Source organism: Micromonospora sp. WMMD710 (assembly GCF_029626045.1).
GTDB lineage: Bacteria > Actinomycetota > Actinomycetes > Mycobacteriales > Micromonosporaceae > Micromonospora.
The window spans coordinates 611,554-624,400 of record NZ_JARUBD010000001.1 but is presented as its reverse complement, the minus strand read 5'-3'; the positions used below and the strand labels follow the sequence as shown (position 1 = coordinate 624,400).

Here is a 12,847-nt window from a genome sequence, read left to right as displayed (position 1 = left end):
CCGGGCGGGTCAGATCGGGCGGCGGCCGGCGAAACCGCACTCGGCCCGGTGGTACCAGCGCACGTCGGAGTCGCCCTCCAGCCAGCACCACAGCACAGGTCGGCCGGCCCGCTCACCGGGGAAGTCGAGCAGCACCGGGGCGATGCCCTTGACCTGGATGTCGTGCTGGTGCAACTCGTCGACGACGGCGTGCAGGCGGGCCTCCAGCCCCTTCACCTCGGCCAGGCCGCCGAGGGCGCTGACGCCGTGGTCGGCCAGGTCGACCCGCAGTTCGGCCAGGTCGGCGCGGACCCGGACCAGCTCGGCGACGCGCGGTTGCAGGGTGGCCACCAGGTGCCGGGCCTGGGCGAGTGTGAACACCGGGCCAGTATGCGGCACGCGCGGGGACGCGATGCGCCCGAAATCGGTCAGTCGGCCTGGGCGGCCAGCTCGCGGGCGCGGTCCCGGGCGGCCTCCAGCGCGGCGAGCAGCGCGGCCCGGACGCCGTGCTTCTCCAGCTCCCGGATCGCGGAGATGGTGGTGCCGGCCGGCGAGGTGACCGCCTCGCGCAGCTTGACCGGGTGCTCGCCGGAGTCGCGCAGCATCACGGCCGAGCCGATGGCGGTCTGCACGATCAGCTCGTGCGCCACCTGGCGGGGCAGCCCGAGCAGGATCCCCGCGTCGATCATGGCCTCGACCAGCAGGTAGAAGTACGCCGGGCCGGAGCCGGAGAGCGCCGTCACCGCGTCCTGCTGCGACTCGGGCACCCGGATCGTCTGCCCGAGGGGCTTGAACATCTCCTCGGCGAGGGCCAGGTGCTCCCCGGTGGCGTACGCGCCGGCGGAGATCGCGGTCATCGCCTCGTCGACCAGCGCCGGGGTGTTGGTCATGACCCGGACGACCGGGGTGCCGTCGGGCAGCCGGCGGTTGAAGAAGCTGGTGGGCAGGCCGGCGCAGAGCGAGATGACGAGCTTGTCGGCCGGCACCTTGGGGCCGATCTCGTCGAGCAGCGCGGCGGCGTCCTGCGGTTTGACCGAGACCGCCAGCACCGCGGCCTCGTCCACGGCGGTCAGGTTGTCGACCACCCGTACGCCGTAGCGGGCGGTCAGCTCCTCGGCGCGCGCCGGTCGGCGGGCGGTGGCCAGCAGCCGGTCCACCGGCCATCCCGAGCGCAGCAGGCCGGAGAGCATCAGCTCACCGATCTTGCCCGCGCCGATCACCGCGACCGTGTGCACCCCGGCTGACATCTGGGCCGTACCCCCTCGGATTGGGTCGCGGCGCGGCGGACCCGCCGGCCCGCCGCGACGTCGACCGTCGATCAGCTGCCGAAGAAGACTTCGGCCTCGGCGTACCGCTCCAGCGGCACGGTCTTCAGCTCGCGGGTGGCCTCGGCGAGGGGCACCCGGACGATGTCGGTGCTCTGCATCGCGACCATCTTGCCCCAGTCGCCGTCGTTGACCGCGTCGATGGCCTGCAGGCCCAGGCGGGTGGCGAGCACCCGGTCGAAGGCGGTCGGGGTGCCACCGCGCTGGATGTGGCCCAGCACCACGGTGCGGGCCTCCTTGCCGGTCTTGGCCTCCAGCTGCTCGGCCAGCCACTGGCCGATGCCGCCGAGGCGGACGTGGCCGAACGAGTCCAGCTCCTGGTTGGCGAGGACCATCTGGCCGTCCAGCGGCTGGGCGCCCTCGGCGACGACCACGATCGGGGCGTACTGGTGCTGGAAGCGCTTCTCGACGTAGCCGGCCACCTGGTCGACGTCGAACTGCCGCTCCGGCAGCAGGATGACGTTGGCGCCACCGGCCAGGCCGGCGTGCAGGGCGATCCAGCCGGCGTGCCGGCCCATCACCTCGACGACCAGGGTGCGGTGGTGGCTCTCCGCGGTGGTGTGCAGACGGTCGATGGCCTCCATCGCGATGTTGACCGCGGTGTCGAAGCCGAAGGTGTAGTCGGTGGCGCCCAGGTCGTTGTCGATCGTCTTCGGCACACCGACCACGTGCACGCCCAGCTCGTAGAGCTTGGTGGCGACGCCGAGGGTGTCCTCGCCGCCGATCGCGATCAGGGCGTCCACGCCCTGCGCGGCGAGGTTGTCCTTGATCCGCTCGACGCCGTTCTCGATCTTGAACGGGTTGGTCCGGGACGAGCCGAGGATGGTGCCGCCGCGGGGCAGGATGCCGCGGACGTCGGCGATGTCCAGGGGACGGGACAGACCCTCCAGCGGGCCCTTCCAGCCGTCCCGGAAGCCCACGAACTCGTGACCGTAAGTGGCGACGCCCTTGCGGACCACCGCCCGGATGACCGCATTGAGACCCGGGCAGTCGCCGCCGCCGGTGAGCACGCCGATACGCATGATCCGCTCATCCTCCTGGAGCATCAGGTAAAGCCCGATATGCCCCAGGATATGTGTCAGGTCAGACCATCGGCGCCGTTGCCGGCCCGGGGCGGGCCGTCACTGCGCACTGTAGTCGGCCTGAGGTTGCGACGACAGCGCGCCCCGGGCGGCGGACCCCGGTCAGTAGGTCACCTCGTGGTTCTCGCCGGCCGTCGGTGGCCGACCGGTGACCGCGGCCTTCGCGTAGCCGAGCAGGTTGACCACCGTGCTGTTCGGCGAGTCCCAGTACTCGGCCGAGCTGGCGTGCACCTTGATCAAGGTGAGCTCCGGGGTGTCCAGCCCGTCCGGGAACCACGCGGTGAGCAGCGGGTTCCACAGCCGCTCGGCACGGGCCCGGTCGAACTCGTCGGTGGCCGTGCCGGAGATCGACACCCAGGCGTGGTGCCGCTGGTCGGAGAAGGCGACGTTGACCTCCGGATTCACCCGGATCTGACGGACCTTGGCCGAATCGGCGGAGGCGAAGAACCACAGGTCGCCGTCGAACTCGGCCTCCTGCAGACCCATCGGCCGGCTCACCTGCCGCCCGTCCAGGGCGATCGTGGTGAGCATGCAGATCCGCGCTGCCCGGGCCAGCTCGGTGACCCGGCCGCGGGCCTCGGTGGCGCTGGTCGGCTCGTTGCTCATGGCACTCTCCCTCGGCTCGGCTCGTCGAACCGATGCCCGGGACAGAACCGGTCAAAACCTCCGCCGTACGACCGCTTTCACCGCGACGTCATGGCCCGCCAGCGGGCCAGGTTGTGCCGGGCGTCGACCAGGGCGTCATGGCGGGCCGCGTCCGCGTCCGGCAACGTCGGCCGGCCACGGTCGTCCCAGAGCTGACGCAGCTCCTTGGTGAACCGGGGGATCTCCCTCGGCAGCGCCGGCATCGCACCCCAGAGCTGGGCGAGCACCACGTGGTCGTACGCGGCGAACCAGGCCCACAACTCCAGCTGCTCCCCCGGCCGGTCCCGGATCGGCTCCATGAGGAAGTCGTAGAGGTCGTCGCGGATGCGCTCCCGCGAGCGCCAGGCCCGGTCGGCCGGCGAGGGCAGCTTGTCCAGCACGTTGCGCCGCACCCAGGGCACGGCGCGGGAGTCGTCGAACTCGGTGGAGACCGCGTAGAACTCGCGGCCGTACTCGTCAACGACACCGATCGACACGAGGTCGACGAGCCGGCCGTCCTCGATGAACTCGCAGTCGTAGAAGTAGCGGTAGACCATTCCGGAAATCCTCGTCCACCGCCGCCCGGCGGTGCCCGGCGGGGCCGGCCAACGGCCCGGCCCGGGCCGCCGACGAGGGGGTACGCCGCAGCTCGCGACGGTCACGGAAGTGCTTCGAGGGGTGTACAGCAAGCGACCGGACCGTCATGATCTGATGTGTACCGCTACCGGACGCCGAACCGGTGTCAGTTCACCTCGTCAGGGCCATCAGGTTCACCCGGTGAGCGAGTTTGTGGTCCATGACCGGGGAGGGGTTGGACCGTGGAGATGCGCCTGCCGGAGCCGGGTGACGCGCTCACGGGTGTCGAGATGTTCGCCGGGCTGGAGCCTGAGGTGCGGCAGCGCGTCATCGCCGCCGCCGTTCCGCGCACCTACCGCAAGGGCCAGCTGCTCTTCGTCGAGAACGACCCCGGCGAGTCGCTGATCGTGCTGCGCCGAGGCGCGGTGGCCGTCTTTCGCACCGCGCCCACCGGCGAACGGGCCGTGCTGTCGGTCATCCGTCCACCGGACGTGCTCGGTGAGGTCTCCCTGCTCGACGCGTCCACCCGATCCGCCTCGGCAGAGGCCATCGAGGACTGCGCGGCGCTCGCGCTCTCCCGTGGGGCGTTCATGGAGCTGGTGCACTCCAACCCCCGCATCCTGGACGCGGTGATGCGCTCGCTGGGCGGGCTGATCCGCCGGCTCACCGAGCAGAACGCCGACCACGTCTTCCTCGACCTGCCCGGCCGGGTGGCCAAGACGCTGGTCCGGTTGGCCGGCGAGAGCCAGGCCCCGATGATCACGATCGAGCTCAACCAGAGTCAGCTCGCCGAGATGGCCGGCGGCTCCCGGCAGAGCGTCAACCAGGCGATCGGGTCGTTCGCCAGTCGTGGCTGGCTGCGCACCGAGGGGCGCCGGATCGTGGTGACCGACGTGGCCGCGCTGCGCCGCCGCGCCGGCATGAACGACCGCTGACCCACCGGTACGCGCACGACGCGGCCGGGCCGCCTGTGGCGACCCGGCCGCGTCGACGCGTCACCGGCTGTTGCTTCAGACCCCGGAGCTGCCCGGGCCGGCCCACTTGTCCGGGCCCTTGCCGTCCCCGCTCGGGCCGTGGGACTGCTCGCTGACGATCCCCTCGGCCTGAAGCGTGGCGAGCGTGGCGGCGTCGACGTCCACCGATTCGCCGGCGGAGTGGCTGACCCCGTTGCCGTCGGTCCAGTCGCTCTCCAATTTGACGTACACCATTGACCTGTCCCCCTCTGGTCGCTGATCGACATGTGGCTGACTGAATGTAGTCCGCTTCTGCCCGGACGGACTGTCCACAAACCAACAGGCCGGTACCTGACAGGTACACCGGGGGCGATACTCGCTTGCAGGCGACGCCGTGGGCGTCGACCGGTTCGCCAGTGGAGGGTGTCATCGCCGCGCAGTGTGGGCGCTGTGGACGGACGGCCGCCGACGGCGACCGCTTCTGCGGTGGCTGCGGCTCCGAGCTCGGTGCCGTCTGCCCGCACTGCCTGCGTCCGCTCGCCTCCGACGTCACGTTCTGCACCTCGTGCGGGTCGCCCCGGCCGGGCGCGGACCGGCCGGCCGCGCTCACCCCGCAGGAGGACCGCCGCCGGGTGAGCGTCCTCTTCATCGACCTGATCGACTTCACGCCGTACGTCGAGCGGGCCGACCCGGAGCAGGTCCGCGGCATGCAGACCGGGTTCTTCTCCGCGGCCCGCCGGGTGGTCGGCCAGTACGGCGGGGTGGTGGAGAAGTACATCGGCGACGCGGTGATGGCGCTCTTCGGCGCACCCGTGGCCACCGAGACGGACGCGCTGCGCTGCGTACGGGCCGGGCTTGAGCTGCAACGGGTGCTCACCCGGTTCGCGCCGACCGGCAGCACCGAGCTGCGGTTCCGGGTGGGGGTGGCCACCGGCGAGGCGCTGGTCGACGTGGCCGCGGCCCGCGACGGCGGGCAGGCGATCGTGGCGGGCGACGTGGTGAACACCGCCTCCCGGATGCAGTCGGTCGCGCCGCCGGGCGGGGTGCTGGTGTGCGGCACCACGCACGCGCTGACCAAGGACGCGATCCGCTACGAGGAGCAGCCGCCGGTCACCCTGCGGGGGCGGTCCGCGCCGACCGAGGTGTGGCTCGCGCTGTCGCCACTGCGGCGCCAGCCCACCGACCGGGAGCCGGACACCACGCCGCTGGTCGACCGGGAACACGAGCTGGGCATGCTGGTCAACGCCCTGCACCGGTCACTGCGCGATCGGCTGCCGCAGGTGGTGACCATCTTCGGTCGGGCCGGCATCGGCAAGAGCCGGCTGCTGCGCGAGCTGTACAAGCACACCGGCCGGCTGGTCGACGAGCCGCTGACCTGGCGCACCGGGCGCTGCCCGCCGTTCGGAGAGAACGTCACGTTCGCGGCGCTCGCCGACATCGTGAAGTCCGAGGCCGGCATCCTGGACACCGACCCCGCCTCCAGCGCGGCGCAGCGGCTGGCCGCCGCCGTCGGTGAGCTGATCGGCCCGGCTGAACGGGACCGGGTGGTCGACGCGCTGCGCCCGCTGGTCGGGTTGCCCGGCACGCCGCTGCCGGCCGAGGAGGCCGAGTCGGCGTGGCGGCGGTTCCTGCTGGCGCTGGCCGCTCACCGTCCCACCGTGCTGGTCTTCGAGGACCTGCACTGGGCCGACGACGCGATGCTGCGCTTCGTGGAGCTGCTCGGGGCGGCGGCCCGCGACGTGCCGCTGCTGCTGCTGTGCACCGCCCGACCGGAACTGGTCGACCGCGACCCGAGCTGGGCCGGCACCATCACCGGCTCGGTGACGATCACCCTGCCGCCGCTGCGGGACACCGGGATCGCCGCGCTGTACGCGCACATGTTCGGCCAGGCCGCGTTCTCCGCGGACATGTTGAGCCCGCTGATCGAGGTGGCCGGCGGCAACCCGCTCTACGCCCACGAGTACGTCCGGATGCTGATCGAGCAGGGCGCGCTGCGTCAGTCCGGGCGGGGCTGGTCACTGGACAAGCACCTCGAACTGACCATGCCGGAGAGCGTGCACGCGGTGATCGCCAACCGGGTGGACCTGCTCGACGCGAAAGACCGGGCGGTGCTGCTGGCCGCCTCGGTGGTCGGCGTGCAGTTCTGGCCCGGCGCGGTGGCCGCCGCGCTGGGGCAGCAGGTCGAGTCGGTGGAGCGTTCGCTGCGCCGGCTGGAGCAGCGTGACTTCGTGCACGAGCAGGCGGCCTCGACGATGGCCGGGCAGGCGGAGTTCCGGTTCCGGCACGTGCTGGTGCGCGACGTCTGCTACCAGCGGCTGCCGCGCACCGAGCGGGTGGCCCGGCACGAGCGGGCCGCGGACTGGCTCGACGCGTTGTCGCACAGCCGCGACACCGACCTGGCCGAGGTGCTCGCCCACCACCGCTGGGCGGCCCACGAGATCGCCCGTTCCCTCGGCATGGAGGTCCGCCGGTACGCCGCACCGGCCCGGCAGGCGCTGCACCGCGCGGCCCGCCGGGCGTACGCGCTGCACGGGTTGGACGCGGCGGCCGCGCACGCGGGTCGGGCGCTCGGCCTGGCCGACGACAGCGACCCGGTGGGCCGGCTGCAACTGGAGCTGCTGAGCACCGAGATCTCGTTCTACCGCGACGGCAACGGGTTCCTCTCCGGCGGCGGGCCGGAGCAGGTGCACGCGCTCGCCGACCGGCTGATGGCACACGGTGACAACGCCTGCGCGGCACGGGCGTGGACGCTGCTCGGGCAGGCCGCCTGGCTGCGCGCCGACCGTGGTGACGCCCTGGCCTGCCTGGACCGGGCCGTGCAGCTGTTCGAGTCGCTGCCGGACACGCCGCAGAAGGCGGACGCGTACGCGGAGCTGGGTCGGCTGCACATGCTCAACTACGAGCGGGACCAGTCCGTGGCGGCGGCGGAGATCGCCGCGGAGATCGCCGAGCGGCTGGGTCTGACCGAGACCCGCACCAACGCCCGGATCACCGCCGCGACCGCCCGCTACCAGGCCGGGGACCGGGTCGGCCTGGACGAGCTGCACGCGATCGTCGAGTTCAGCCGCGCCGGCCAACTGCTGGCGCTGCCCCGCGCCACCCAGAACCTCGCCTGGGCGATCCGGGAGGAGGGTGACTGGCTGCGCTCCGACGCCCTGCTCTCGGCGGCGCCGGCGCGTACCGCCAGCGGCCAGACGTTGACCACCAGCTACTCGGCCGAGGCGATGCGCGCCTGGTTCGAGGGCGACTTCGGCCGGCTGCTCACCGCGGCGGAGGCGTTCGTGGACACGCCGACCGGCAGTTGGGACATGCAGGTGCGGGGGCTGCGCTGCTGCCTGCTGGTGCTGCGCGACGACGACGATCCGGACGACCTGGGCGACGCTCTGGACACCGCGCGGCGCAGCGGGTTCCACCGGCTGCGCTGGACGATGCTGGGCATGGCGGCGCTGTGCCGGGCGTTGCAGGGGCGCGTCGACGAGGCGGCGGAGCTGATCGACGAACTGGACCGGTCCTGGTCGGCGGTGCCGGCCCTGGCCAGCGGGGAGTGGATCGCGGCGGCCGCGTACGCCGCAGCCCTGGCCGGCCGGGACGCGGCGGTGCGGGTCCGGGCGATGCTGGGCCGGGTCGGGCATCGTACGCCCTGGTCGGAGGCGGCGCTGCGGACCGTGACGGCGGCCCTGGCCGCCGCCGACGGCGACCACCGGCGCTCGGCCGAGCTGCACCTGGCCGCCGCCGAGACGTACGGGCGGATTCCCGACGTCAGTGACCGGGTACTGGCGCTGGCGCTCGCGGCGGCGGAGCTGACCCGCGCCGGCGACACGGTGGACGCGCGGGCGCCACGCGCCGAGGTACGCACCTTCGCGCTGCGCAACGACGCTCCCGGCCTGCTGGGTCTGGCGGGGCGGCCGATCAGCCCGGCCGGGCCGGCGGTGGCCTGCTGAGCCGGCTCAGGCGGCGGCCGGCTCCTTGAGCTTCTGCGCGTAGATGTCGACGTACTCGCGGCCGGAGAGTTCCATCAACTCGTACATGATCTCGTCGGTGACCGCGCGTTCGACGAACCGGTCGCCGGCCGACCCGGCGTAGCGGGAGAGGTCCAGTGGGGCGCCGACGCGGATCCGCACCCGGTCGATGCGGGGGATGAGCGTGCCGGGCGGCTGGATCTCGTCGGCGTTGAGCATCGCCACCGGCACCACCGTCGCGCCGCTCTCCAGGGCGAGCCGGGCCACCCCGGTCTTGCCGCGGTAGAGCCGCCCGTCCGGGGAGCGGGTGCCCTCCGGGTAGATGCCGGCCACTCCCCCGGCGCGCAACACCCGCAACTGGGTGTCCAGCGCGGCACGGGCGGCCCGGCCGCCGGAGCGGTCCACCGGGATGGTGCCGGTGCCGACGAAGAACAGCTTGGTCAGCCAGCCCTTGATCCCCTTGCCGGTGAAGTACTCGGCCTTGGCCACGAAGGTGACCCTCCGCGGGATGATCAACGGCGTGAAGATCGAGTCGGAGAAGGAGAGGTGGTTGCTGGCCAGGATCACCGGGCCGGTCGCCGGCACGTGGTGCAGGCCCTCCACCTGCGGGCGGAAGATCAGCTTGAGCAGCGGACCGAGGAGAACGTACTTCAGCAGCCAGTAGAGCACCGGCGTCCTTTCCGTGGTGTGCCCGCGACAGCACCATGCCCGGGAGCGTGTCGACGAGCCTACGAAGCACGCGCCCGCACCACAACGGACGAGAGCCGCCGGCGGGCGCATCGATCGCCGGCAGTGCGGCAGGGCGGCGGCGGGTGCGTCGAGTCGTCCCACCGCCAACGATCATCGAGATAGCACGTGTCGCGCAAGAACGGACAAAGAAGCCCTGCCGCGACCTGCGGCGGTAGCCGTGACTTTGGAAGACGCGACACAACGCACTCCCGGAACCATGCCCTGACGTGTCACGATTCAGAGCACGGCGTGCGGACGGGCGCCGACGGGGCAGGCAGGCCGCGCCGGAAGGCGCGTTAAGGGGGATGTCCGGGTGTCAGCGGGTGGGGCCCGCCGGGGACGGCGGGACAACGGGCTCGACGCGAGCGAGTACGCCGTCGTCGGCGACGTCGATCCGCGCGTCGGCGAGCACCTGCTCGACGTGCTGGCCGCCGGTGGGATCGCCGCGTACCTGCAACCCTCGGCCGACCTCAACCCGGTCACCCGCACCACCACCGTCCCGGCCCGGCCGGTCGACCGGCTCTACGTCGACCGCTCGCACCTGACCACGGCACGGGACTATCTGACCCAGCTCGCCGACGAGACCTCCCCGGAGCAGCCGCCGGCGCGTGACGAGCCGGACATCGACGCCGAGTGGGCCCGGATCGTGGCGGGCTTCCACACCACCTCGACGGTCGGCGAGCACCCGTGGCCGGCCTCCGAGGACGTGGACGAACGCGACACCCGGGACGAGCCGGCCGCCGGTCCGCTGGCCCGCACCGGCGGCGACGAGGCCGGTCCGACGGCCACCGACGTCCGCCGGCTGCCGTCCGCCACCGACATCTCCGGGATCTCGGTCGGTCGGGGCACCCGGCCGGACGAGCCGTCGCTGCTGGACGGGCTGGACACGTTCGGCGCCGATCTGCCCGACGACGAGGACGACGAGGGTTACCACCCGCCGCCACCTCCGCCGCTTCCCCGGATCTCCAAGTACGCGGTGGTCGGCGTCCTCGCGGTCGTGGTGGGGTTCGTGCTCTTCCTCTTCCCGTCGTTGCTCCCGGTGGACCGCTCGGCGGTCACCCTGTTCGGGTTCACCGGCATCCTGGCCGGTTTCGTCACGCTGATCTGGCGGCTGCGCCCCGGCGACGAGGAAGACGACGACCCGGACAACGGCGCCGTCGTCTGATTCCGGCCCGCATCGCGGGACGACGCCGCCCCGCCCGGGGCGTAACAGTGGTGTAACTTACTGTCAGTAGGAATACCGCTGTACGTCACTTCCCCCGCTGGCTGACCGGTTTTCTCCTGCTCGTGGCGGTCAGTCCTCTGCTGATCGGAATGCCCGAGATGCGACAGAGTTCCCTCGTGGTGGTCGCCAACCGCCTCCCCATCGACGACAATCAGGCCCCCGACGGGGCCTGCGAGTGGCGGCGCAGCCCCGGTGGGCTGGTCAGCGCGCTGCACCCGCTGCTACGGCACACCCCGGCGACCTGGGTCGGCTGGGCCGGCGGCACCGGGCCCGCCCCCGCCCTCCCCGACGTGGACGGCGTCCGCATGCACACCGTCGCGCTCAGCCAGGACGACCTCCGCGACCACTACGAGGGATTCGCCAACGCCACCCTCTGGCCGCTCTACCACGACTCCGTCGAACAGCCCCAGCACCACCGCCGGTGGTGGGAGGCGTACCAGCGGGTCAACCAGCGCTTCGCCGAGGCGACCGCGGAGGTGGCCGAGCAGGGCGGGGTGGTCTGGGTGCAGGATTACCACCTGCAACTGGTCCCCGGCCTGCTGCGGGCGCTGCGGCCCGACCTGCGCATCGGGTTCTTCCTGCACGTGCCGTTCCCGCCGCCGGAGCTGTTCATGCAGCTGCCCCGCCGCGCCGAACTGCTGCGCGGCATGCTCGGCGCGGATCTCGTCGGCTTCCAGCGGGTCCAGGCGGCGCACAACTTCGCCCAGCTCGTCACGAGGGTCCTGGAACTGCCGGCCACCGACCGGCGGATCGGTGTCGACGACCGGGTGGTGCGCATCGGCGCGTTCCCGGTCTCCATCGACACCGCCGAGATGGCCGCCCTCGCCGCCCGCCCCGACGTGGCCGCCCGCGCCCGCCGGCTCCGTCAGGATCTCGGCGACCCCCGACAGGTCATCCTCAGCGTCGACCGGATGGACTACACCAAGGGCATCGAGCAGCGGCTCAAGGCGTACAGCGAGCTGCTCGCCGCCGGCGACGTCAAGGTCCGCGACACGGTCCTCGTGCAGGTCGCCATGCCCAGCCGGGAACGCGTCGGCCAGTACCAGATCCTGCGCGAACGGATCGAACGTGAGGTCGGCCGGATCAACGGCGAGTTCGGCCGGGTCGGCGAACCGGCCATCCACTACCTCACCCAGCCCTTCGACCGGGCCGAGCTGGCCGCGCTCTACCGGATCGCCGACGTGATGGCGGTGACCCCGCTGCGCGACGGGATGAACCTCGTCGCGAAGGAGTACGTCGCCGCCCGGGTCGACGACGACGGCGCGCTGCTGCTCAGCGAGTTCGCCGGCACGGCCGCGGAGCTGTCCCAGGCGTACCTGGTCAACCCGCACGACCTGGAGGGGCTCAAGCAGGGGCTGCGCGCGGCGCTGCGGGCCAGCCCGGCCGACGTCACCGAACGGATGCGGGCCATGCGCGCCCACCTGCACCAGCACGACATCCGGGCCTGGGCGCGCTCCTACCTCAGCGCGCTGGACGAGAACGGCGCCCTGGTCAGCCGCCTGACCAGCGGGGACGACACCGTGCGGGTGCCGCGGCCGGCGACCCGGGCCACCTCCGCCACCCAGCACGCCGGCGGCTGACCGGCCGTCGGCCGGTCAGTTCAGTGCGCGGCGGGCACCTTCTCCAACCAGTCCAGGATCGCGTCGATCGGCTCCACCCACCGCGCGTCCAGCATCAGGTCGTGCCCCATGCCGGGGAAGAGCAGCGGGGCCGACCCGTACCGGCGGGCCACCCGGGTCAACGTCGACGACGGCACCACCCGGTCGTCCGGGCTGCCCAGCACCAGCACCGGCGGCGCGCCCACGGCCGGTTCGGCCTCCGGCTCGCCCAGCAGCGCCCACTGCGCCCGCCGGCCGGCCCGACCGAGCCGCCCAACGTGTCGGCGGGCCTCCTCGTCGGGCAACTCGCGGCTGAACAGCTGCGACCGGCTGAGCCGCAACGGCCCGCCGAACACCGCCGGCAGCGTGCCGGCCGGGTTGCGGCGCAGCGCCGCCCCCAGCACCCCCCACCCGCCGAAGACCGGTGCCACCAGCACCGCGCCCCGCGCCGGGTAGCGGGCCATCGCGTGCGCCACCACCAGCGCCCCGGCGCCGTGCCCCACCAGCACCGCCTGGCGCGGCAGGCCCGCCGCCACCTGGACCACATCGTGGGCGTACGCCCGCAGCGTCGCCTCCGGCGCCGGCTCGCTGGCGCCGTGCCCGCGCAGGCTCACCGCGTACGCCGGGAACCCGCGCGACGCGGCGTGCCCCAGCCAGTGCTCGGCGAACGCCCACGCGCCGTGGCCGAAACCGGGGACGAAGAGCAGCGGCGGGCGCCCCTCCTCCACCTCGGGGACGGCGCTGAGCACCTCACGCCGCGCCGGGCGGACCGGCCGCGCCCACTCCCGCCCCCGCAT

The 12,847-nt window shown here is 73.0% G+C and carries 12 protein-coding genes; 4 read left to right on the top strand and 8 right to left on the bottom strand.

Features of this window, described 5'->3' with window-relative positions:
* Window positions 1–9 precede the first annotated feature (9 nt).
* The 5 genes from O7620_RS03015 to O7620_RS02995 form a co-directional block, all read right to left on the bottom strand.
* Window positions 10–360 (bottom strand): DUF2203 domain-containing protein, encoded by a 351-nt coding sequence (locus O7620_RS03015; RefSeq protein ID WP_151491564.1) that lies wholly within the window; start codon window positions 358–360, stop codon window positions 10–12.
* Between the two features lie 47 nt (window positions 361–407).
* Window positions 408–1,226, bottom strand: coding sequence for a pyrroline-5-carboxylate reductase (gene proC / locus O7620_RS03010; protein WP_151491563.1), 819 nt, complete (start codon window positions 1,224–1,226; stop codon window positions 408–410).
* Window positions 1,227–1,297: 71 nt separating this feature from the next.
* The gene (locus O7620_RS03005) at window positions 1,298–2,326 is read right to left on the bottom strand and encodes a 6-phosphofructokinase (RefSeq protein WP_091408060.1); all 1,029 of its coding nucleotides are present in this window, start codon (window positions 2,324–2,326) and stop codon (window positions 1,298–1,300) included.
* A gap of 162 nt (window positions 2,327–2,488) precedes the next feature.
* Entirely contained in the window at window positions 2,489–2,992 is a 504-nt protein-coding gene (locus O7620_RS03000) for a pyridoxamine 5'-phosphate oxidase family protein (RefSeq protein ID WP_278121789.1), read from the bottom strand.
* A 77-nt stretch (window positions 2,993–3,069) separates the two neighbouring features.
* Window positions 3,070–3,567 carry a polyadenylate-specific 3'-exoribonuclease AS gene (locus O7620_RS02995; RefSeq protein ID WP_151491561.1) on the bottom strand — a complete coding sequence of 166 codons (498 nt, stop codon included), beginning with the start codon at window positions 3,565–3,567 and terminating at the stop codon, window positions 3,070–3,072.
* A gap of 261 nt (window positions 3,568–3,828) precedes the next feature.
* On the opposite strand from O7620_RS02995, the gene O7620_RS02990 reads away from it, so the two are divergent.
* Entirely contained in the window at window positions 3,829–4,521 is a 693-nt protein-coding gene (locus O7620_RS02990) for a Crp/Fnr family transcriptional regulator (RefSeq protein WP_007463121.1), read from the top strand.
* 75 nt (window positions 4,522–4,596) lie between these two features.
* On the opposite strand, the gene O7620_RS02985 is transcribed toward O7620_RS02990, so the two are convergent.
* Window positions 4,597–4,794: a hypothetical protein gene (locus O7620_RS02985; protein ID WP_151491560.1), complete on the bottom strand. Its 198-nt coding sequence runs from the start codon at window positions 4,792–4,794 to the stop codon at window positions 4,597–4,599.
* Between the two features lie 161 nt (window positions 4,795–4,955).
* On the opposite strand from O7620_RS02985, the gene O7620_RS02980 reads away from it, so the two are divergent.
* The gene (locus tag O7620_RS02980; protein WP_151491559.1) at window positions 4,956–8,480 is read left to right on the top strand and encodes an adenylate/guanylate cyclase domain-containing protein; all 3,525 of its coding nucleotides are present in this window, start codon (window positions 4,956–4,958) and stop codon (window positions 8,478–8,480) included.
* Between the two features lie 6 nt (window positions 8,481–8,486).
* Here O7620_RS02980 and O7620_RS02975 read toward each other — a convergent pair whose 3' ends face one another.
* On the bottom strand, window positions 8,487–9,167 hold the full coding sequence (locus O7620_RS02975) for a lysophospholipid acyltransferase family protein (protein WP_151491558.1): 681 nt from the start codon (window positions 9,165–9,167) through the stop codon (window positions 8,487–8,489).
* Between the two features lie 373 nt (window positions 9,168–9,540).
* On the opposite strand from O7620_RS02975, the gene O7620_RS02970 reads away from it, so the two are divergent.
* Both O7620_RS02970 and O7620_RS02965 read left to right on the top strand, forming a co-directional pair.
* Window positions 9,541–10,392 carry a DUF308 domain-containing protein gene (locus O7620_RS02970; RefSeq protein WP_151491557.1) on the top strand — a complete coding sequence of 284 codons (852 nt, stop codon included), beginning with the start codon at window positions 9,541–9,543 and terminating at the stop codon, window positions 10,390–10,392.
* A gap of 158 nt (window positions 10,393–10,550) precedes the next feature.
* Window positions 10,551–12,032, top strand: coding sequence for a trehalose-6-phosphate synthase (locus tag O7620_RS02965; RefSeq protein WP_225854666.1), 1,482 nt, complete (start codon window positions 10,551–10,553; stop codon window positions 12,030–12,032).
* A gap of 20 nt (window positions 12,033–12,052) precedes the next feature.
* Here the strand turns inward: O7620_RS02965 and O7620_RS02960 are convergent, their stop codons facing one another.
* Complete coding sequence (locus tag O7620_RS02960; protein WP_278126831.1) at window positions 12,053–12,847, bottom strand: alpha/beta hydrolase; 795 nt, start codon at window positions 12,845–12,847, stop codon at window positions 12,053–12,055.